Source organism: Kluyvera sp. CRP (genome assembly GCF_019930565.1).
Classification (GTDB): domain Bacteria; phylum Pseudomonadota; class Gammaproteobacteria; order Enterobacterales; family Enterobacteriaceae; genus Kluyvera; species Kluyvera georgiana_A.
In genome coordinates this window covers 1,932,071-1,953,284 of sequence record NZ_CP082841.1, presented here as the reverse complement: position 1 = coordinate 1,953,284, position 21,214 = coordinate 1,932,071, and the positions used below count along the sequence as shown (strand labels likewise).

At 55.7% G+C, this 21,214-nt stretch carries 14 protein-coding genes; 7 read left to right on the top strand and 7 right to left on the bottom strand.

Going from position 1 to position 21,214, the window contains the following annotated elements; all coding sequences use genetic code 11:
- Nucleotides 1–45: 45 nt before the first annotated feature.
- The gene (gene pgk, locus K7B04_RS09165; RefSeq protein WP_064542708.1) at nucleotides 46–1,209 is read right to left on the bottom strand and encodes a phosphoglycerate kinase; all 1,164 of its coding nucleotides are present in this window, start codon (nucleotides 1,207–1,209) and stop codon (nucleotides 46–48) included.
- A 39-nt stretch (nucleotides 1,210–1,248) separates the two neighbouring features.
- Nucleotides 1,249–2,277: an erythrose-4-phosphate dehydrogenase gene (epd, locus tag K7B04_RS09160; RefSeq protein WP_163446041.1), complete on the bottom strand. Its 1,029-nt coding sequence runs from the start codon at nucleotides 2,275–2,277 to the stop codon at nucleotides 1,249–1,251.
- A 556-nt stretch (nucleotides 2,278–2,833) separates the two neighbouring features.
- On the opposite strand from epd, the gene K7B04_RS09155 reads away from it, so the two are divergent.
- Genes K7B04_RS09155 through K7B04_RS09140 form a run of 4 tightly spaced genes read left to right on the top strand, consistent with a single transcriptional unit; the run spans nucleotide 2,834 to nucleotide 10,264 of the window.
- Nucleotides 2,834–4,471, top strand: coding sequence for a PTS transporter subunit EIIC (locus K7B04_RS09155; RefSeq protein WP_223803871.1), 1,638 nt, complete (start codon nucleotides 2,834–2,836; stop codon nucleotides 4,469–4,471).
- Nucleotides 4,471–5,685 (top strand): CehA/McbA family metallohydrolase, encoded by a 1,215-nt coding sequence (locus K7B04_RS09150; protein WP_223803870.1) that lies wholly within the window; start codon nucleotides 4,471–4,473, stop codon nucleotides 5,683–5,685. Before K7B04_RS09155 ends, K7B04_RS09150 begins: the two co-directional genes overlap by 1 nt.
- Before the next feature lie 2 nt (nucleotides 5,686–5,687).
- Nucleotides 5,688–7,679, top strand: a complete 1,992-nt coding sequence (locus K7B04_RS09145; RefSeq protein WP_223803869.1) for a DUF5054 domain-containing protein — start codon at nucleotides 5,688–5,690, stop codon at nucleotides 7,677–7,679.
- Nucleotides 7,676–10,264 carry a hypothetical protein gene (locus tag K7B04_RS09140; RefSeq protein ID WP_223803868.1) on the top strand — a complete coding sequence of 863 codons (2,589 nt, stop codon included), beginning with the start codon at nucleotides 7,676–7,678 and terminating at the stop codon, nucleotides 10,262–10,264. The genes K7B04_RS09145 and K7B04_RS09140 overlap by 4 nt, the downstream gene beginning before the upstream one ends.
- Before the next feature lie 55 nt (nucleotides 10,265–10,319).
- On the opposite strand, the gene tkt is transcribed toward K7B04_RS09140, so the two are convergent.
- Nucleotides 10,320–12,311: a transketolase gene (tkt, locus tag K7B04_RS09135; protein WP_163446035.1), complete on the bottom strand. Its 1,992-nt coding sequence runs from the start codon at nucleotides 12,309–12,311 to the stop codon at nucleotides 10,320–10,322.
- Nucleotides 12,312–12,578: 267 nt separating this feature from the next.
- Between tkt and K7B04_RS09130 the strand changes: the two genes are divergently transcribed.
- Both K7B04_RS09130 and K7B04_RS09125 read left to right on the top strand, forming a co-directional pair.
- Nucleotides 12,579–13,337: a M48 family metallopeptidase gene (locus K7B04_RS09130; protein WP_163446034.1), complete on the top strand. Its 759-nt coding sequence runs from the start codon at nucleotides 12,579–12,581 to the stop codon at nucleotides 13,335–13,337.
- 388 nt (nucleotides 13,338–13,725) lie between these two features.
- Complete coding sequence (locus K7B04_RS09125; protein ID WP_223803867.1) at nucleotides 13,726–14,994, top strand: OprD family porin; 1,269 nt, start codon at nucleotides 13,726–13,728, stop codon at nucleotides 14,992–14,994.
- Between the two features lie 58 nt (nucleotides 14,995–15,052).
- Here the strand turns inward: K7B04_RS09125 and speB are convergent, their stop codons facing one another.
- The 4 genes from speB to K7B04_RS09105 all read right to left on the bottom strand — a co-directional run bounded on the left by speB (nucleotide 15,053) and on the right by K7B04_RS09105 (nucleotide 19,481).
- Nucleotides 15,053–15,973 (bottom strand): agmatinase, encoded by a 921-nt coding sequence (gene speB, locus K7B04_RS09120; protein WP_064542680.1) that lies wholly within the window; start codon nucleotides 15,971–15,973, stop codon nucleotides 15,053–15,055.
- Between the two features lie 170 nt (nucleotides 15,974–16,143).
- The gene (locus tag K7B04_RS09115) at nucleotides 16,144–16,959 is read right to left on the bottom strand and encodes a sugar phosphate isomerase/epimerase family protein (RefSeq protein ID WP_223803866.1); all 816 of its coding nucleotides are present in this window, start codon (nucleotides 16,957–16,959) and stop codon (nucleotides 16,144–16,146) included.
- 45 nt (nucleotides 16,960–17,004) lie between these two features.
- A complete protein-coding gene (locus K7B04_RS09110) occupies nucleotides 17,005–18,288 on the bottom strand; it encodes an ABC transporter substrate-binding protein (protein ID WP_223803865.1) in 1,284 nt (427 codons plus the stop codon).
- Between the two features lie 14 nt (nucleotides 18,289–18,302).
- Nucleotides 18,303–19,481: an oligogalacturonate lyase family protein gene (locus K7B04_RS09105; protein WP_163446030.1), complete on the bottom strand. Its 1,179-nt coding sequence runs from the start codon at nucleotides 19,479–19,481 to the stop codon at nucleotides 18,303–18,305.
- A gap of 150 nt (nucleotides 19,482–19,631) precedes the next feature.
- Between K7B04_RS09105 and K7B04_RS09100 the strand changes: the two genes are divergently transcribed.
- Nucleotides 19,632–21,206: a hypothetical protein gene (locus K7B04_RS09100; protein ID WP_223803864.1), complete on the top strand. Its 1,575-nt coding sequence runs from the start codon at nucleotides 19,632–19,634 to the stop codon at nucleotides 21,204–21,206.
- Nucleotides 21,207–21,214: the final 8 nt, after the last annotated feature.

Genomic DNA, 21,214 nt, shown 5'->3' with positions numbered 1-21,214 from the left:
GTTACGCGCGCTGAAAAACAGGCGGGTTTCCCCGCCTGAACTGAATTACTTCTTAGCGCGCTCTTCGAGCATCGCTACTGCCGGCAGTACTTTGCCTTCCACGAATTCGAGGAATGCGCCGCCGCCAGTGGAGATGTAGGAGATTTTGTCAGCAATACCGAACAGGTCGATTGCTGCCAGAGTGTCGCCGCCGCCTGCGATAGAGAATGCTTCGCTGTCTGCGATCGCGTTAGCAACGATTTCAGTGCCTTTACGGAAGTTCGGGAATTCGAACACGCCGACCGGGCCGTTCCACAGGATAGTTTTGGCGTTTTTCAGGATTTCAGCCAGTTTCTCTGCGGAAGCGTCGCCCAGATCCAGAATCTGCTCGTCATCTTTGATGTCGTTTACAGATTTCAGGGTCGCGGTTGCGGTTTCTGAGAACTCGGTCGCTACGCGAACGTCGGTCGGAACCGGGATATCACAGGTGGTCAGCAGACGCTTAGCTTCGTCAACCAGGTCAGCTTCGTACAAGGATTTACCCACGTTGTGGCCTTGAGCGGCAACGAAGGTGTTCGCGATACCACCGCCAACGATCAGCTGGTCAGCGATTTTAGACAGCGAGTCCAGAACGGTCAGTTTGGTAGAAACTTTAGAACCACCAACGATAGCAACCATCGGGCGAGCCGGCTCTTTCAGCGCTTTACCCAGTGCGTCCAGTTCAGCCGCCAGCAGCGGGCCTGCGCACGCAACGTCAGCAAACTTGCCGATACCGTGAGTAGAAGCCTGTGCACGGTGTGCAGTACCGAAGGCGTCCATCACGAATACGTCGCACAGTGCAGCGTATTTTTTGGACAGCGCTTCGTCGTCTTTCTTCTCGCCTTTGTTGAAGCGAACGTTTTCCAGAACAACCAGCTCACCGGCAGCAACTTCAACGCCGTCCAGGTAATCTTTAACCAGACGAACCGGAGCAGACAGTTTGTCTTTCAGGTAATTAACAACCGGCAGCAGAGAGAATTCTTCGTTGTACTCGCCTTCGGTCGGACGACCCAGGTGAGAAGTCACCATCACTTTCGCACCCTGTTTCAGCGCCAGCTCAATGGTCGGCAGAGAAGCACGGATACGCGCGTCGCTGGTTACTTTCCCTTCTTTAACCGGTACGTTCAGATCCGCACGGATGAAAACGCGTTTACCAGCCAGATCCAGATCGGTCATCTTAATTACAGACATGGTGAATCCTCTCGTTGATACTTAAAGTTTTGTCGACGCTCAAGCGTCGAGCCTGAAACCAATAGCGGCCATTGCTAACGTGGTGTCGAGCATTCGGTTAGCAAAGCCCCATTCGTTATCACACCAGACCAGCGTTTTGATCAGGTGAGCACCGCTGACCCGCGTCTGCGTGCCATCGACAATGGCACTGTGCGGATCGTGGTTAAAATCAGTTGAGACCAACGGTAATTCCGTATAGTCAACTATACCATGAAATGCACCCTGTGCTGCTTTTTGCAGCAACTGGTTGACTTCATTCGCTTTTACAGGTTTTTTCACCGTCACGCTCAGGTCAATTGCCGTCACGTTGATGGTCGGCACACGCACCGCAATCGCCTCAAAACGGTCACCAAACTGCGGGAAAATACGGGCAATCCCCGCAGCAAGTTTAGTATCAACCGGAATAATCGACTGGCTTGCCGCGCGCGTCCGGCGTAAATCCGGATGATAGGCGTCTATCACCTGCTGGTCATGCATCGCAGAGTGAATGGTTGTAACCGTACCGGACTCAATGCCATAAGCATCATCCAACAATTTAATGACGGGAATTATGCAATTCGTGGTACAGGAGGCGTTGGAAACGATACGGTGTTCCGCACGCAATTCGTGTTGATTGACCCCATAGACGACGGTGGCGTCGAGATCGTTGCTGCCAGGATGTGAAAAGAGCACCTTCTTCGCGCCAGCGGCGATATGCGCTTCGCCGTCTTCACGGTTGCCATATACGCCGGTACAGTCGAGCACCACATCCACCGACAGTTCACGCCAGGGCAGTGCTTCTATAGACCGTTCGTGCAGAAGACGGATGGCGTCGTCGCCGACAAACAGCTGCTCGCGCTCCTGGCGAACATCCCAGGCAAAACGCCCGTGGCTGGTGTCATATTTCAACAAATGGGCGATGCCGGCGGCATCAGCCAGTTCGTTAATGGCAACCACGGTGATCTCCGCACGACGTCCGGATTCATACAAAGCACGAACCACATTACGGCCAATGCGACCGAAGCCATTAATCGCTACGCGTACGCTCATAGGTCTCCTGCAAGGTTATCCCGAAGCAAAGTGGCAAACAGAGTAATGCAGCCGCTCGTTCAGGGAAACCTTACCCGCCACAAACCGTGACTGATTGGTTAAATGTCGAACAATCTATCGACTGAAACGCTTCAGCTAGAATAAGCGAAATGTGGAATAAAAGGAATGGTTGTCCAGACAAACGCGCCAGTAATCTGACGCGCATCACATTTTTACAGGAATAATCGCCGAAGAAATTCCATCGACTCCTCACCGCCTTAACTGGCGGTCCCCATTGCCGGGCAAAGCCAACAACGGGCCAGCATGGCGCTAATATTATTAGCTAAAGATTAGCTTATCGCTGCGCGAGTCACAGAATCCTCTTTTCGTAATGATAAACTCACCAGCCATTATAAAAATGCCTGAAAAAAGCACACGCTCTAATTAATCAATATCGAGCAGGAAATATAAATCTGCAAAATATATTCATTGAAACAAAATATTTTAACGCGAATCACGACGTGCATTAGAAAAAATTCACTGGCGTCACCCATTAAAATATTCACAAGGATGATTTATGAAGCAGCAAATGCAAATGATCGGGCAAGCGATGCTGGTCCCGATATCCATTATAACCATTGGTTCAATGTTTATGGGATTCGGCAGCGCATTTACAAATAAAGAAACGCTGGAGGCGTTACATCTTGGCGTGCTATTTGATAAAGAGTCGCTGTTCTTTATTACGTTCAGCGTAATGAAAGCAACGGGCGATGTGGTATTCAGAAACCTTCCGCTGTTCTTCTCCATCGGCGTGGCTTTCGGCCTGGCCAAAAAAGAGAAAGGCTGGGCGGCATTCTCAGGTGCCGTGTGCTTTATGTCGATGCATTTCATCCTCAGCACGCTACTGACGCTGCACGGGCTGAACGAACAAACCACTACGGCAAACTGGTTTATCAGCCAGCGCCACCTTGACCCCGTTGCTGCGGTACAGGAAGCCTCCATTTATACCACCGAATTAGGGATGTTCACCTATCGGATGAGCGTTTTCGGCGGCATGGCAGTCGGTCTCGCGACCTCCTGGCTGCACAACCGTCTGTATAACGTTAAGCTGCCGATGGTGCTGTCATTTTTCGCCGGCACTCGTACCGTGCCTATTGTGACGCTGGTCGTCGGCGCGCTGATGGGCTCTGCGCTTTATCTTATCTGGCCCCCCATAGGCTGGATGCTGGCGCAGTTCAGTAAGCTTATCGGCGATTCCGGATTATTTGGCACCTTTATCTGGGCGGTCGCCGACAAATCGCTGCTGCCGGTTGGTCTGCATCACCTGATCACGACGCCCATTCGTTTGACCGAACTCGGCGGTTCGATGGAAGTGTGCGGCAAGCTGGTCAGCGGAACCACCAACATTTATATGGCGCAATTGGGGTGCAACGAAACCCAGGAGCTGCTGGTCCGCGGTTTCCAGTCGGGGCGCGTCGTGACCCACTTCGGCGCGCTGCCCGGCGCGGCGCTGGCAATGTATCACTGCTCCCGTTCCCAGCATAAAAAGGTCGTCGCCGGTCTCTTGCTGCCCGTGGTGGCAACCATGATCCTTTTTGGCGTAACTGAGCCCATCGAATATACCTTTCTGTTCGTCGCCCCCTGGCTTTTTTATCTGGTTCACGTGCCACTCACCGGTTTACTCTTTGTTTTAACCGAAATGGCTAACGTTTCTATTTATGGCGGCTGCCTGAAAGATATTCTCCCTGTATTACTCCAACCGGGAAAATTAAATCTATGGGGATACCTATGGTTAATCCCGCTGTTTTTTATCATCTATTACGTTTTATTCCGCTATTTAATCATCCGCTTTAACGTGATGACGCCAGGCCGAGAGGAGGAAGACGCTGGAGAAGATGACGTTAAGCTTTTCAGTAAGCAAGATTTTAAAAATAAAACCACCCCGGTCTCAGAACAACCACAGGCCGATGCATTTGCGATGCAAATTATTGCGGCGTTCGGCGGCAAGGAAAATATCGCGCAGTTTGATAACTGTATTTCCCGCCTGCGCGTTGAAGTGCGCGATCCCGCTCGCGTCGCAGGCGATGACGTATGGAAGAAGACTCTGCGCGCAAAAGGCGTGGTGCGCGTCGGTGAAAAAGGCTGGCAAATCATCTACGGCGCCGAAGTGGTGATGATTGCTGGCGACTGCAAAGAATGGCTTGAGGAGGCGTAATGGATAGCATGACCACGGAGCGCATCGAATACCTGGCTCATCCCTACGAACAAAAACGACTCCTGACGCTGCCGTTCGAACTGACGCCTGATGTCGAACGCCTGGAAATCAGCTACCGCTTTGCCGATGGCAACGCGGTAGATTTGGGCCTGAAAGTAGGTGAAGAACTCCTCGGCTGGAGCGGCGGCGCGCGTCGGCAGATCGTCGTCAGCGAAACCTTCGCCACGCCCGGCTATCGGCGTGGCGCACTGCCGCATGGGAGAGGATACGTACTGCTGGGGCTGCATAAAATCACCACCGTATGCCATATTCACGTCGAGATCGTTCGCTATCACAAAACAGAGCGCTGGCTGCGCGGAGACACCCACCTGCACTCCGAGCACAGTGACGGCAAGCTGAGCATCAGCGAATTGATTGCCAGAGCCCGCACGCACAACCACGATTTCCTCTGTTTTACCGATCACAACACCGTGACGCAAAACCGGGAAATCGACGGTATCAACACAGCGCTGAGTCTGATTCCCGGCATGGAGTTGACCACCCAACTCGGGCACGTCAATTTTGTAGGCGTCGCCCAGCCGGTATTCAGCTTTCTGCCCTGCGCGACGGAAGTGGACATCACGCTGAAGATAGCGGAGGCGCGCAGCAACGGTGCCTGGATCGGTATTAATCATCCCTTCTGTCAACACTGTCCGTGGCTGCTGCCGTTTATCAACTACGACTGGCTGGAGCTATGGAACGGCCCGTGGGAGGCCACAACCCACAACGAAGCCACCTTTCAGTACTGGCTCCAGAAACTGCGCGAGGGGCAAAACATTGCGGTCACCTCCGGCAGCGACTTTCACAAAGAAAAGCAATTTACGCTCCCCACGCTCAACGTCCGCAGCCGTAGCCACGAACGCGACGATATTCTACGGGCGATAGCCAACGGCCAAAGCTATATGCAGAGCCACGATGGTATCCAACTGCGCCAGTTTACCGCCGGAGAGGCCGGGCCGGGCGAAACCAGCGCCAGCTTGACGCTGCATCTCGATCTCAATGTCCCCACTCATCACCAGGTTCTGCTCTATACCCAGCATCAGGTTTATGAATTGCCGCACCGCGGCGGCGTGGTGAAACAAGACATACGCTGGGCCGACAGCCGTTTTGCCTTCCTGCGGGTAAACGATGGCCACAGTGCCCAGTTGATTACCAACCCCATTTTCAGGGAGTGAACATGCAGCGGGTTCATATCATCTACAAAACCCATCTCGACATTGGCTTCACCGATTACGCCCAGTCGATTGAAGATAAATATTTGACGGAGTTTATTCCCGCCGTGGTGAATCTCGCCCGGGAGGTTAACACCGGAGGAGAGAAAAACTTTATCTGGACCTGCGGGGCATGGCTTATCCACCGCTATTTCCAGCGCGCAGAGCCCGAAGATAAGGCCCGACTGTGCAATGCTATCGAGGCCGGGGACATCGTCTGGCATGGTCTGCCGTTTACCGTCCATAGCGAGCTACTGACGCCAACGTTGATGCGCCACGCCCTCTCTTATCGCCAGGCGCTGGACGAACGCTTCCATCGCCAGACGATTGCCGCAAAGATGACAGACGTACCGGGCCATACTCAGGCCATCGTACCGTGGCTGGCCGATGCCGGGATGCGTTACCTGCATCTGGGCGTCAATGCCGCCTCCTGCCCGCCGGATGTTCCGCCGCTGTTTATCTGGAAATATGGTCAGCGCGATATCATCGTCAACTACTCTTTCGGCGGCTACGGCAACGAAACCTGGTGTGAAGCGCTGGACGAACTGCTGGTGTTCTGTCATGCCGAAGATAACTGTTCGCCGCCTACGGCCAGTGAAGTCATGCAGTTGATCGCACGCTACCGGCAGCGCTATCCCGAGGCACTGGTTAGCGCCTCGACGCTGGACGCCTTCGCCGCTCGTGTTGAAACCATCCGCCATACGCTGCCGGTCGTCGATGCCGAAATTGGCGACACGTGGAATCACGGTCTGGCAACCGACCCAGGAAAAGTCAGCCGCTATCGTCGGTTAAACTGCCGTCTACAGCAGGAAATAGCCTGCCCGCCCGAGGCGCTTGACGCGCTGCTGATGGTGCCGGAGCATACTTGGGGGATGGATCTTAAGCTGCATCTCCCTGACTACTGCCATTATCTGCCGGAGGCGTTCAGCGCCGCGCGAGAGGAGGACAGCGTTAACGCCCCCGTGCCAGAAAAATATCATGCGCTTGGGCAATTTATTACACACTCGCCCCACAAGGGCACCCGCAGCTATCATCACTTCAGCCAATCATGGGCAGAACAGCGACGCTATATTGATAGCGCCTGCGCCCATCTGTCGGCGCCGCTCTGTGAGATGACCGGCGCGGGTCCCGTCACCGTTAAGGGGATGGCGACAGGCCTACGTCAGTTCTCCTTTGGCGACTATGACTTTGCCCTCGCCAACGACGGCAGCCTGTCGACGCTCAACATCGACGGCAGGCCGATGCTGGATGCGCCTCTTGCCCGTCTGATCTATCGGCAGGTCGGGCCACAGGAATATGACCATTTTCGCGACCGCTATCTGCAGAACCTGGATATCACCGCGCCGTGGGCGCTCTCAGACTTTACCAAACCCGGCCTGGAACTCACCCCACGCCCCGTGAGTACGCAGCAGGTGGGTTTCTCGCTTAAACAGGTCCGCTTTCGCGGCGAGCTGGACGCCTGGTATGTACAGGCCATTATCCAACCCAACAAGGCCGCGGGCATTGAATTAAAGCTGCCCGATGAAATCATCCTGGAGTACGGTTTTAGCAAGATTCGCCACGCGATCTCGCTACGCCTGAGCATTCTCGGCAAACAGGCCAACCGGCTGCCAGAAGAAATCTGGCTCCAGTTGGGGTTGATCAACATCGGCCAGAGCACGTGCCAGAAACTCGGCTATCCCATCGACTGGTTTAACGTGGTCAGAAATGGTAACGCCAACCTGCACGCAGTAGAGCTTGCGCATACAGAACAGTGGACGCTGGAGCCGCTGGATGCGCCGCTGCTGGCGCTCTACCAGCCGCGAATTCTCTGCTTTGGCGAACCGTCTCCCCCGCGAGTCAGCCTCTATAGCCAACTCTATAACAACATCTGGGGCACCAACTTCCCGATGTGGTACGCAGAGGATATTCACGCAGAGTATCGCATCTATTTTAAAGAGAGAGGGAAGCCGCAATGAGCGACACCCGAACGATTCACGCCGTATCGCACACCCATTGGGATCGCGAATGGTATTTCTCCACGCTCGACACGCAGCTTTTTGCGCTGAAAGCCTTTAGCGAACTGATTATCGCACTGGAGAACAATCCCCGCTTTGTCTTTCATCTTGACGGCCAGAGCTCGATTTTTGACGATTTTATCCGTCTTAAACCGAACATGGCCGAACGGGCGCGCCGGCTCGTGCGGGATAAACGGCTGCTTATCGGCCCGTGGTACACCCAGCCGGACCTGTTTAACATCGCCACGGAATCACTGTTCCGTAACTTGCGCATCGGCATCCATCACGCGCAGCAGGCGGGCTACTGCATGTCGGTGCTTTATCTACCAGACACCTTTGGCAGCCACGCGCAGCTACCGCAGATTGCCCGTGCGTTTGGGCTACGGCACATACTGTTGCGCCGTGGCTACGATCCACAGATTATGGGGCCGACAGAGCTGTGCTGGGAGGCGTTGAACGGCGATAGCGCCATCACCGTGATTACGCCCTTTGGCTACTCGCTCGCCCATCCCGAGCGCGGCGGCCGCTGGCGCAACTTCCGGCCCGCGCATTTTGATGAAGAGACGTTCCCTCTCATTGCTCGCATGAAGGCGCTCTCGCCCGCATCGGACCTTCTCTGCCCCATCGGCGGCGATCAGGTTAGCTGCGATGCCGATTTCGATCGGCTGATCGCCGCGGTCAACGCCCTCAGCGACGATCGCTGGGAAATCAGCAGCTATGAACGCTACTTCGCCACGCTGGCCGATAAACCGCTGCCGCGCTGGCGCGGTGAGTTTCGCATTCCTCGTCTTGCTCGTGTGCACAAGAGCATTGGTTCTTCGCGCTACGATATCAAGAAAGCCAATAACGATGCGGAACTGTGTCTGACCCGGCTAGCGGAACCGATGCTGGCTCTGGCGCGACGCAACGGTTTTGAGGAAGGCGAAGAGATGCTGGAACAGGCGTGGCGCTGGCTGTTGGAATCACACGCTCATGACAGTATGGGCGGCTGCAACAGTGACGAAACCAACCGCGACGTGCTCCACCGCTGTCGCCAGGCACAACAAATCGGCGAGGCAATATTCAGTCTGCACGCCCGTCAGTTGCTGGCTAACCTTGCCGCGAAAACACCCTATCGATTTCTGGTGGTCAACGGCACCAGCAGCCCGAATGTGGACGTTCGCCGCCAGATGCTGATCACCCCAGCGGCCCATTTTGCGCTGATGGGCGAAAACGGTGAACCGCTCCGCGTGGTCGTACACCAGCAGCGACAAGTGCAGCTACCGCGTCACGTGCTGCTGACGCCGGACGGTGAAGTGGAGACGGAACAACAGTGCTGGTATTACGAAAACGTCGTCGATCTGCTCAACGTACCGGTGCCGCCGCTGGGTTTTGCGCTCTTTTACGTCACTCCCGGCCAGCAGCCGATAACGCTTCCTGCCGTCAGTCAGGAAATACAGACAATCGAAAACGCGTACTATCGCCTGAGCCTGCAGGACAATCAGCTGCACTGGCAGGAGAAAGCCAGCGGCCGCACGCTGTCGCCACTGCTACAGTTACGCGATATCAGCGACGACGGCGATCTCTACGACTTTTCGCCCTTGCCCGGCGATAGCGGCCTGACCTTCTCGCACTTCACCCTGGATAACGCTCAGCAGCATCCGTGGCAACAAAGCCTGCACCTGCATGCCGCGCTACTACTGCCGGAAGGCATTAACGACGATCGTCTGGCGCGCAGTGAACGCCAGCGCGTTGTAAACGTCAAGCTCACGCTGACCCTTGAAGACGATATGCTGCTTGGCGACCTGACGATTGAGAATACCGCGCGCGATCACCGTATGCAGCTGCTGTTCAATACCGGGAAGACCATCGATGCGGTGTGCGCCGACGTGCCATTTGGAACCCTGACGCGCGCTAATCAACACATTGCCGATAGCGCGGGCTATGCGGAAAAGCCGGTTGATACGGAGCCTTTTATGCACCGGCTCAGCCCTCACGCCGACTTTCACGTTTTCGCCCGTGGTATGAAAGAGTATGCCTATCAAGGGCAGCAGCTTCGCCTGACGCTGTTTCGCAGCGTCGGCCAGCTTGGCAAAGACGATCTGCTGTACCGTCCTGGACGCGCTTCCGGCCAGCGTCAGGCCACACCGGAAGGCAATCTGTCCGGCGAACTGAGTTTTCACTTTGCTCTGTGTGCTGGCGAATATTCTCCGGCGCAGTTAGCCATCCGTGAACAGCGCTACAGCGCACCGGTACGGCTATGGCAATGGCAGAACGATCGGTCGGGTCTTCAGCGCCTGGACAATTTTGATATGTTTATTGCAGAACGGAAAATCAACCATCGCCAGTTGTTGAGCCAACTGCCGCAAGGCTGGGTCGTCAGCGGCGTTGACGTGCTATACGGCAAAATGCTGGTGCGGCTGTATAACCCCTCCCCCAACGCGCTTGAGGTACCGGAAGCCTGGCGCGACTACACCTGCAACGCGCTGGGGGAAAAGATGGAAAAAACCGTCCTTCGGGGCCATGACCACCTGACGCTCAATCTCAGCATCCCCGCCGCAAGTTAACGCCACGCCATAAAAAAAGGCCGCATTCGCGGCCTTTTGACTTCCCAATAACGGATTACAGCAGGCCTTTCGCCTTCGCAACCACGTTTTCTACGGTAAAGCCGAACTCTTTGAACAGCAGATCCGCTGGCGCAGACTCACCGAAGGTGGTCATGCCAACGATCGCGCCGTTCAGGCCCACGTATTTGAACCAGTAGTCAGCAATGCCCGCTTCGATAGCGACGCGTGCAGAGACGGCTTTCGGCAGCACGGATTCACGGTAAGCCGCATCCTGCTTGTCGAATGCATCGGTAGACGGCATGGAAACCACGCGCGCCTTCACGCCTTCAGCGGTCAGTTTCTCGTAAGCGGCAACCGCCAGCTCAACTTCAGAACCGGTCGCAATCAGGATCACCTGCGGCTGGCCGTCGCTGTCTTTCAGCACGTAACCACCACGAGCCACGTTCGCCAGCTGCGCTTCGGTACGTTCCTGCTGCGCCAGGTTCTGACGGGAGAGGATCAGCGCGGTCGGGCCGTCCTGACGCTCTACGCCGTATTTCCACGCAATCGCGGATTCAACCTGGTCACACGGACGCCAGGTGCTCATGTTCGGCGTCACACGCAGGGAGGCAATCTGCTCTACCGGCTGGTGAGTCGGACCATCTTCGCCCAGACCGATGGAGTCGTGGGTGTAGACCATCACCTGACGTTTCTTCATCAGCGCTGCCATACGCACCGCGTTACGGGCATATTCAACGAACATCAGGAAGGTAGAGGTGTACGGCAGGAAACCACCGTGCAGCGAGATACCGTTAGCAATCGCGGTCATACCGAATTCACGCACGCCGTAATGGATGTAGTTACCTGCGGTGTCTTCGTTAATCGCTTTAGAGCCAGACCAGATGGTCAGGTTAGACGGCGCCAGGTCAGCGGAACCACCGAGGAATTCCGGCAGCAGAGGTCCAAAGGCTTCAATCGCGTTCTGGGAAGCTTTACGGCTGGCGATTTTCGCCGGGTTAGCCTGCAGTTTCGCGATGAATTCGTTCGCTTTCGCGTCGAAGTCAGACGGCATATCGCCTTTCATACGACGGGTAAATTCTGCGGCTTCCTGCGGGAAGGCTTTCGCGTAAGCGGCGAACTTGTCGTTCCACGCGGCTTCTTTCGCCTGGCCTGCGGCTTTCGCATCCCACTGAGCGTAGATGTCAGCCGGGATTTCAAATGGACCGTAGTTCCAGCCCAGTTGCTTGCGGGTCAGCGCAATTTCGTCTGCGCCCAGCGGTGCACCGTGAGAGTCGTGGGTACCGGCTTTGTTCGGGGAACCGAAACCAATGATGGTTTTGCACATCAGCAGAGACGGCTTGTCGGTGACCGCACGCGCTTCTTCAACAGCACGTTTAATCGCGTCTGCGTCGTGGCCGTCGATACCGCGGATCACGTGCCAGTTATAGGCTTCGAAACGCTTGGCGGTGTCATCGGTGAACCAGCCCTCAACGTGACCGTCAATGGAGATGCCGTTGTCATCATAGAAAGCAATCAGTTTGCCCAGTTTCAGGGTACCGGCCAGGGAGCACACTTCGTGAGAAATGCCTTCCATCATGCAGCCATCGCCCATGAACGCGTAAGTGAAGTGGTCAACAATGTCGTGACCCGGGCGGTTGAACTGCGCCGCCAGCGTTTTTTCAGCAATCGCCATACCTACGGCGTTCGCAATACCCTGACCCAGCGGACCGGTGGTGGTTTCAACGCCAGCGGTGTAACCCACTTCCGGGTGACCCGGCGTTTTAGAGTGCAGCTGACGGAAGTTTTTCAGTTCTTCCATCGGCAGATCGTAACCGGTGAGGTGCAGCAGGCTATAGATCAGCATGGAGCCGTGGCCGTTAGACAGCACAAAGCGGTCACGGTCAGCCCAGGACGGATTTTGTGGGTTATGGTTCAGAAAATCACGCCACAGGACTTCGGCAATGTCAGCCATACCCATCGGGGCACCCGGGTGACCGGAATTGGCTTTCTGTACTGCGTCCATGCTCAGCGCACGAATAGCATTAGCAAGCTCTTTACGTGAGGACATTTTGACTCCAGTTCGGACTGTTGAAGGCTACCCTAACGCCACGAAGCGCGCACGTTACGGGCTATGCCAGAAAAAAGTGTCAACAATGTAACCTATGCGACAAAGCATGTACATGGAGCATCCTTTTGCCTCTTCAGAAATCTCTGGAACAGGGGTTAACAAGTTGTAATCCTCTCGCCCGTAAGCCGCGATATTCTTTATACTTAGCTCAACTCTGGCGGCGCAGTTCCAGGGCATTTTCAGATAAACGACTTTGGAAGCAATCTCATGAAGAAACGGGCGATGGTTCTGGCTTTTGGCGCTACTTTGTTGCTCAGTGGCTGTCAGAATATGGATTCAAATGGCTTATTAAGTTCAGGCACCGGCGCTTTGCAGGCCTTCTCCCTGAGCGATCAGCAGGTACAAGCATTGAGCGATCAGGCCTGTAAGGATATGGACAGCAAGGCTACCATCGCGCCGTCCAACAGCGCCTATACGCAGCGATTGAACAAAATCGCCGCCGCGCTTGGCGACAACATCAACGGCCAGCCGGTTAACTACAAAGTCTACGAGGCGAAGGATGTGAACGCTTTCGCCATGGCCAACGGCTGCATTCGCGTGTATAGCGGCCTGATGGACCTGATGAACGACAACGAAGTGGAAGCGGTTATCGGCCACGAGATGGGCCACGTTGCGCTGGGCCACGTGAAGAAAGGCATGCAGGTAGCCATTGGGACCAACGCCCTGCGCGCAGCAGCAGCCTCCGCGGGCGGTATCGTCGGCAGCCTGTCGCAGTCGCAGCTTGGCGATTTGGGCGAGAAGCTGGTGAACTCGCAGTTCTCCCAACGCCAGGAGTCAGAGGCGGATGACTACTCCTATGACCTGCTGCGAAAACGCGGCATCAATCCAACCGGTCTCGCCACCAGCTTCGAGAAGCTATCGAAACTGGAAGATGGCCGTCAAAGCTCCATGTTTGACGATCACCCGGCGTCCCAGGAACGCGCACAGCATATCCGCGAGCGCCTACAGGCCGACGGAATTAAATAAAGATTCACCGGGGGGCAATATTGCCCCCTTGCGCGAATAAGAAAAAAATATTAAAACCAGTAAACGGCACTAATTGATAATTTAAGCGCACGAACCGTTAAATATACAACACCGACAGCTGCGAAGAATATATCTCCGTCAACCGCAAAAGCCGGACAATTACTCTAAAAAAGGAAATAAGATTATATTATTTACCTTTCATCAAGCTCATTATCCGTATTTTCAAATAGTCTATAGCCAATCCACAAATGCACGCATGGCGGGCCTTGCCGCGGGATTCCTGGCGAAACATCTCTTCATACAATGATTGCTTTTGATACTTATTCAGGCGACTATCCAAATTGTAACAACACAATTTGACAGTTTTATAAACAGAGAAGTTCCCTCCGTGAAAAAGAAATTAACGTTAGTTGCCTTAAGTATTATTGCCTCTGCGCCGGCTTTTGCGAGCCAGCAGTCTGATAGCCAGGGTTTTATTGATGACAGTCATCTGGATCTGTTCCTGCGTAACGCGTATATCAAACGCGACTATCGCGATGGGCTGCATGATAAAAGTGAATGGGGCCAGGGCATTATTGCCACTTTTGAATCCGGCTTTACTCAGGGCCCCATCGGCTTTGGTGTCGACGGTATCGCCCAGTACGGCGTGCGTCTGGACGGCGGCCGCGGAAACAGCGGCGCGGGCGGAATCGACTTCTTCGCGCAGGACAACGATGGCCGCGCCAAGTCTGACCTCGCCAAGTTTGGCGCAACCGCCAAAATGCGCTTCTCTAACACCGTGCTGAGCTACGGCACCCAGCGCCCGACGCTGCCTATTCTGTACGCCGACGACTCCCGTCTGCTGTATGAAACCTACACTGGGACAATGCTGACCTCGAAGGAGATCGCCGGTCTGGAAGTGAACGCCGGTTACTTCACCGACGAGCAGCGTAAGAGCGATGACAGCCACAACAGCGGCCTGAAAAGCATCACCTTCGGCGGCGCGAGCTACCAGTTTAACGATCAACTGAGCGGCGCGCTGTATGCCTCTCACGTGGAAGATGTATTGAACAAGCAGTACCTCGGCCTGAACTACGCTCAGCCGCTGGCCGAAAACCAGAAGCTGGTATTCGACTTCAACGGCTATAACTCCCGTCTGGAGCAGGAATATGCGGACTCGCTGGATACCGGGCGCAGCAACAGCATCTGGAGCCTGGCGACCAGCTATATCTGGGATATTCACACCTTCAAAATCGCCTACCAGCAGAGCAGCGGCAGCACCGGCTATAACTATGGCGGCTACCAGAATCAGGGCGGCGTGGGTGACGGCGGCAATACCATCTGGCTGGCGAACTCCTACTGGTCTGATTTTAACGGTGAAGACGAACGTTCATGGCAGGCGTCTTATGCGCTGGACTTTGGCGGACTGGGCTTACCGGGCCTGAGCTGGACCACTGCGTACGTTCGCGGCGATAACATCAAGACGGCGGAAACCAACAACGGTAAAGAGCACGAGTGGTTTAACCAGGTGCAATACCAGGTCCAGGACGGCCCGGCAAAAGATCTGAAATTCAAAGTTCGCTACTCGGTGCTGCGCGTTTCCAGCAACGCCAGCGACTATAACGTCAGCGGTAACGAAGTCCGCGTTTACGTGGAGTACCCGTTCAACGCGTTTTAATCGGTAAGATGACGGTTCCCGGCCTGGCTCGGCCGCGCCGGGAACCGCCAACAAACACTTATTCGCCTTTCTTCGCCGCCTGGATGTAGAGCATTTCCAGCGCCAGGGTCGCCGCGGCCAGCGCGGTGATTTCAGACTGGTCGTACGCCGGAGCCACTTCTACCACGTCCATCCCAACGATGTTCAGATCCTTCAGGCCACGCACCAGCTTAATGGCGCGATCGGAGGTCAGGCCGCCAATGACAGGCGTGCCGGTACCCGGCGCAAACGCTGGATCCAGGCAGTCGATGTCGAAGGTCAGGTAGACCGGCATATCACCGACGATCTGCTTAACCTGAGCAATGATGTCGTCCACGCTGCGGTCGTTCACCTGACCGGCGTCCAGCACGGTGAAACCGTTGTCTTTATCGAACTCGGTACGAATACCAATCTGCACAGAGTGATTCGGATCGATCAGCCCTTCATTCGGCGCGGTGTAGAACATGGTGCCGTGATCGAACTCGCAGCCGTTGGCATAGGTGTCGGTGTGGGCGTCAAAGTGGACCAGCGCCATCTTACCGAAGTGTTTGGCGTGCGCGCGCAGCAGCGGCAGCGTGACAAAGTGGTCGCCGCCGAAGGAGAGCATGCGTTTGCCCGCCGCCAGCAGTTTTTCCGCGTGCGCCTGCAGCTTCTCGCTCATTTCACGCGCGTCGCCGAAAGCATAAACCAGGTCGCCGCAGTCGACGACGTTCAGACGCTCACGCATGTCGAAGTTCCACGGGAAACGGTTGTGCTCCCAGGCCAGGTTGGTGGAAACCTGACGAATCGCCGCCGGGCCGTGGCGACCACCGGCACGACCAGAGGTCGCCATATCAAACGGTACGCCGGTAATGACCCAGTCTGCGTCGCTGTCGTACGGCATAAAGTTCATCGGCAGACGCAAGAAACCAAACGCGTTGGAAACCAGGGAGTTATCGTATTGATGACCTAAGGTGCTCATGGGCTGTGACCTCTTTTACGTCGATATAAAAAAACCCTTCCGCGTCGTTAGGCCCGACGAGGAAGGGTTTGAATGGGGGTACTGCTTGTATGGGGGCGATTATCGCCGTTAATCTGTACGGGTTCAAGTACGTTCAAAACAATCGGCCCCCTCCTTGCTCCTGATAAGAATTATAGCCGACGTAAACGGGCAATGAGCGGCCCGGCCTCCTCCAGCAGGGTGTCCACCGACGGCGCGCACAGGCACTCCAGCGAAACGGCATGATGATAGCCCGCCTGCTTCAGCGCCCGGTAAATGTCGTCAATCGGCAGGTGACCGTAGCCAGGAAAGGCGCGGTTGGAGTCGGCAAAATGGACGTGTTTGAGGCGATGCCCCAGCAACGCAATCGCCGCAGAAAAATCGCGATCCTCAATGTTGGCGTGGAAGATATCCCACAGCACGCCGACGTTATCGGGCGCATCGCTGAGGGTAAGAAATTCCAGCATATCCGCCGCGCTGTGCAGATGGCTGATTTCGTAGCGGTTGAGCGCTTCCAGCACCAGCGTTACGCCGCAGCGCTGAGCCAGCTCCACGCAGGGGCGCATCGCTTCCGCCAGTTCATGCATATACGCTGTTTTACTCATCTCTCTGTCCGGCGCGCGCAACGACCCAATAGTGACGTGACTTCCCAGGAGCGCAGCGACTTCAATATGTTCCGCCAACCGTGCGCGGGTGCGCGCTACCACTGCGTTATCGCCAGACAACAGCGACAGGCCATCTCGCCTGCGGGCCTGCCCGGTAGCGATCGTCGTACAGCCTAATCCATAGCTGTCCAGCCGCCGTTTCAGCCTGGCGACATCTATCCCCTGATAATCATTGATACAGAGCTCGGCCGCATCAAAACCGCTTTGCGCCAACCACGCCAGCCCCTGTTCAAGCTCTTCTGGCGGAAACGGCGAAAAAAGCGTGTCATAACGGCACGTTAACGTTGCGCTAAACTTGATCATTCGCTCACCTTTTGTGGGCCAGCGCCTCAACGCTGGCCCAGACTGTTATCGCATGGCTTTGGTTAAAATACGGCTGGCGCCACGGGAGAAGTGCTCCGCCGCCTCCTGAACGGTGAATTTGCCGTGGTCGATGTTCTCAATCGTGTTGCGCCACAGTTCCACCAGCTGCGGGTTATCGAAGTATGGCGAGGTCGGAATATCGTGCGGCAGCGCCAGCGAGGAGTTGATACCGGCGACGGTAATGTTGTCCTCCTGAATCAGACCGTCCGCTTTGAGTTGGTCCCAGGCGGCCTTGCTGAGCGGCGTGCCGCGCTCGAGCCCCATCGCTTTCACGCCTTGTGGATCGTTCATCAGGAAGTTAATCAGCTTCGCCGCCTCCTGCGGATGCCTGGTGGTTTTACCGATGCTGAACATCATGGTCGGCTTAAAGAACAAGCCGGCGTCTTTCGCCCCCGGCAGCATAAAGAACGGCCCCAGCTCCAGCTTGTTGTACGGCGCGGTAAGGTTGTTTTCGTACATCACCGCGTTGGTGTTCCACATATACACCCCGCCCCACTTGCCCTGAATCCAAGGCTTCATCTCCCAGGTATTGCTCTTGCCGTAGGAGGCCAGCACGCGCATTGACGGGAAAACGTGGTTATCCACCAGATCTTTGTAGATCTGGAAGAAGTCCTGCCACTGCTGCGGCGTGTAGGTAAATTTGCCTTTGCTCTCGTCGATAGCCGGAATGTTGTATTTCTGCACCATCCACGACTGCACCAGCGTCAGCGACTCCATATAGTCGAGCACCAGCGGATATTTCTCTTCATCCTTCGCTTTAAAGGCGCGCCCTGCCGCCATCAGCTCGTCCCAGCTTTGCGGATAGCTGACGCCCATCTCCTGCCACAGTTTGCTGTTGTAGTAGAAGCTGCGCGCGGTCACCGCCACCGGCAGCCCGTTCAGTTTGCCGTTGACGGTGGTGGTGCTCAACGACTGCGGATCGTACTGCTGAAGATCGAGCACCGCCTTTTGCTGATAGAGATCGTAAAAGCCCTTACCGTCGCGCGAGAACAGCGGCAGCCAGTTCCAGTTAGTCTGAATCACATCCGGCTCGTTGCCGCCCGCAATCTGTACCGTCAAACGGGAGAGATAGCCCTCCCAACCGGCGTATTCCGCTTTCACTTTGATATCCGGATATTTCTCCTCAAACAGCTTGATGGCATTGAGCGTCGCCTGATGGCGGCTGTTGCCGCCCCACCAGGAGATGCGAATTTCGGTCGCCTGCGCGGCGGACAGACAGGAACACGCAAGCATCAATGACCCCGCCACCGGGGCGATAAGCTTATGCATCGGGAACTCCTTGTTTAAGCGTGAATTTGCTGTAAAACGTCGTCGGGTATTTCGGCGAGATACAGCGCCGGTTTCCCGTCTTTGTCGCTACTGAACAGCACGGCTTTTTCATCAGGGGTAAAGGACGGGTGTGGATGGGTGACCTGACGGTCGCCGTCGAGCACCTGCCATGACGAGCTGTGGCAGGCGATTTTGTGCGCCTTCTTATGACGCAGATCGAACAGCCACAGCCACGGATCGCGGGTATCGCCATAGCCCGCGTTATCGGCGATATCAATAGGGATACCGGAGCCATCGCCCACCGCCAGCGAACCGTCGTCGTTGCTCATCACGTGCGAGCACGGCGGCATTGCCATCAGGCGTTCATCCTGGCCGGTTTCGCCGTCGATGCGGCACAAATAGCGCACCGGGCTGTTTTTAACATAGGTGACGTACATCAGCGCCGAGCCGTCCGGTACCCAGAACTCATGGGTATAGCTCTCTCCCGGCGCGGGTTCGCGGGCTTTGCGAATATTGCCGCCCTGCTCATCCATCAGCCACATGCGCGCGTCGACGCGATCCAGCGGCCCCTCATGGCAGAACGCCACGGTGTTATCGTCATTCGGGCGGTAAATCGGGTGGCCCAGCCACTGGTTCTCTTCCAGCAGCGTCTCCCGCTCGCCGGTGCGCAGATCGATGCGGATAACCCGGCAGCGCGGCTGCTCGTCGAAGAATTCCTGAAACACCTTCCAGTCGCTGATCGGTCGCCAGCTATCTCGATGGATTTCCACCCCCACCAGCTTGTCGCAAGCCGAGTTCGCCACCCAGGTACCGTAGCCCACCCACTCGTCCGGCACGCGATACACCACCGTCTCCTGAAGCGTGGCTAAATCAACGCGCATTAAATTCCGTTCGGCCTTCACATAATAAAGCCCGGTTTCATCTGGCGATAAAAAGCCGCCGAAGGTATTATCGCCGGGCCCTTCGGTTAATTGCGTCGCGAGGCCGCTGGCGATGTCCAGTAAATAGTAATTACGATGCCCATCAAATTCTCCGGCAAAAATTAATTTACGACCGCCGTCGATAAAGCACTTTTGATAAAAATAATTTCGATGACAAATAACGTCGACCGGCGTAAAACGAGTCACTTTTGCCCCGGTATCACTATCAATATAATGTTCAAAATCCAGTTGCAGCGTCGAACCTTTAGCCATAATAAATCCTCGAATTTAACGTGATAAGCGCAATCAGGGTGAGCGGGTCGAGCAGGCTCACATTTTAGTGTTTACAGTCGCCGCGGCGTTTGACCTTTCAGCGCGGCGGATTTAGCATCCCAGCTCCCATCGGGCACAGGAGCGTGAACCATGACAGCCACAACGCCTTTACTGTTCATGGAGATTAATTCTCCGGATATCTGGCGCTGGTCTTTTGTGGAATACACCGTCGGCCAGGCGCTACGCTATGAATTTCAGGGTATCGTTATTCATCAGCAATCTTTATTAGCCCGATTAGCGCCCCCCTCCAGGTGTTGTAAAGGCAGTGAATTAATTAATCTGACGCTAGCCCAGGAGCATGCCATTATTTATTTACGGCGGGTGGGCGATTATTGCCAGAAGCATCATTTACAGCTTTGGTTACAGGGCGAAGCCACGCCCGATAGCCAGGAATTAAAAGCTAAATTCCCTGAGTTCTTTCTTTCAGAAAATAATCACGACGCATTTATTCAGCATTTTTTCCAGCACACCATTCCACATATTCTCGCCGCGCTTCCGGCGGTGCGGGGCCTGCGTCTTTCGTTATCCACCCCGGACATCAGCAATGAACACTGGAAGACGTCGTTAAAAACTCTCTATCAAGGCATTCGTCAGCTTGGCCGCCTGCTGATCCTGCGCGATTATCAGGACAAAACCTGGCCCCGGCAGATGCTGCGTACGGCGCTGGAAACCCTTCCTGACGATGTGCGCGCCTCGATTAAGGCGACCGAACTCGATTACCGTCCGGGCTTTGCCAGCAACCCCAACCTGCTTAATATCCAGAGCAACCGCAAATGGCTCGAGCTGGACCTCTGGGGCCTGGAATACGGCTGGACGCTGCTCCCGTGCTATCTGCTTGAGGAGATTCAGCAGCGTCTCGCCTGGCTTAACCAGCATAGCGGCGGCGCACCCGAAGCGATCACCGTACGCATCGACTGGGAATGGATGCCCGACCTGACGCTCAACGGCAGCCAGAATGAACTTAACCTGTTCGGCCTTGCCCCACTCATCCACGAGCCGGAGGTCAATCCGCGGCATATCGTTCACCGCTGGTTACAGCAACAGGCACCCACTGCGCCACAGCACACGCTCAACGCACTCGGCGATATCGTCATCGCCAGCCATGAGTGGAGCTGCAAAACGCCGACGCTATTGGGCCGCGTGCTGCAATGCCACAGCCGCCCGCCAACTGATTTAGAACATACCCTGCACCTGCTGCATCTCGATACCCGCGGCGCAAACTGGACGCAGTCTTTTCAGCCGCTGATGCCCAGCGACGATCGCGAACTGGGCGCTCAGCAATGCCAGCTTATCGAGCTGGAAAACCAGCGCAGCCGCTTTCTCGCCGACTATCTCTACAGCCGTTCGCTGAAGCTGCTGCCCGACAGCGGCCTGGCCGAGCCCACCCGGCGCGCTATCGCCGACGGCGCGATTCGCGCCCTCAAATATACCCATATCTACAGCGCCTTTACCCAGGCGCTTAGCCTCAAACTGTGGCTGCGTAAGTACGGTGAACAGGCCGATATCCGTACGCAGCTTGCCGTCGCCTTACGCGACTTCCGGCAGCAAAATAACGAGCTGGAGGCCTGGTTTAGCCAGCATGGGGACGCGCATCCCAGCGCCTTTGCTACCCTGCTCAATCCGCAACGCATCGCCAAGTTGATTGCCAGCCTTGATAATGATTAAGCATGAAG

Excerpts from the sequence above, each read along its gene's own strand:
- pgk (WP_064542708.1), bottom strand. The coding sequence starts at position 1,209 with ATGTCTGTAATTAAGATGACCGATCTGGATCTGGCTGGTAAACGCGTT.
- epd (WP_163446041.1), bottom strand. The coding sequence starts at position 2,277 with ATGAGCGTACGCGTAGCGATTAATGGCTTCGGTCGCATTGGCCGTAAT.
- K7B04_RS09155 (WP_223803871.1), top strand. The coding sequence starts at position 2,834 with ATGAAGCAGCAAATGCAAATGATCGGGCAAGCGATGCTGGTCCCGATA.
- K7B04_RS09150 (WP_223803870.1), top strand. The coding sequence starts at position 4,471 with ATGGATAGCATGACCACGGAGCGCATCGAATACCTGGCTCATCCCTAC.
- K7B04_RS09145 (WP_223803869.1), top strand. The coding sequence starts at position 5,688 with ATGCAGCGGGTTCATATCATCTACAAAACCCATCTCGACATTGGCTTC.
- K7B04_RS09140 (WP_223803868.1), top strand. The coding sequence starts at position 7,676 with ATGAGCGACACCCGAACGATTCACGCCGTATCGCACACCCATTGGGAT.
- tkt (WP_163446035.1), bottom strand. The coding sequence starts at position 12,311 with ATGTCCTCACGTAAAGAGCTTGCTAATGCTATTCGTGCGCTGAGCATG.
- K7B04_RS09130 (WP_163446034.1), top strand. The coding sequence starts at position 12,579 with ATGAAGAAACGGGCGATGGTTCTGGCTTTTGGCGCTACTTTGTTGCTC.
- speB (WP_064542680.1), bottom strand. The coding sequence starts at position 15,973 with ATGAGCACCTTAGGTCATCAATACGATAACTCCCTGGTTTCCAACGCG.
- K7B04_RS09115 (WP_223803866.1), bottom strand. The coding sequence starts at position 16,959 with ATGATCAAGTTTAGCGCAACGTTAACGTGCCGTTATGACACGCTTTTT.
- K7B04_RS09110 (WP_223803865.1), bottom strand. The coding sequence starts at position 18,288 with ATGCATAAGCTTATCGCCCCGGTGGCGGGGTCATTGATGCTTGCGTGT.
- K7B04_RS09105 (WP_163446030.1), bottom strand. The coding sequence starts at position 19,481 with ATGGCTAAAGGTTCGACGCTGCAACTGGATTTTGAACATTATATTGAT.
- K7B04_RS09100 (WP_223803864.1), top strand. The coding sequence starts at position 19,632 with ATGACAGCCACAACGCCTTTACTGTTCATGGAGATTAATTCTCCGGAT.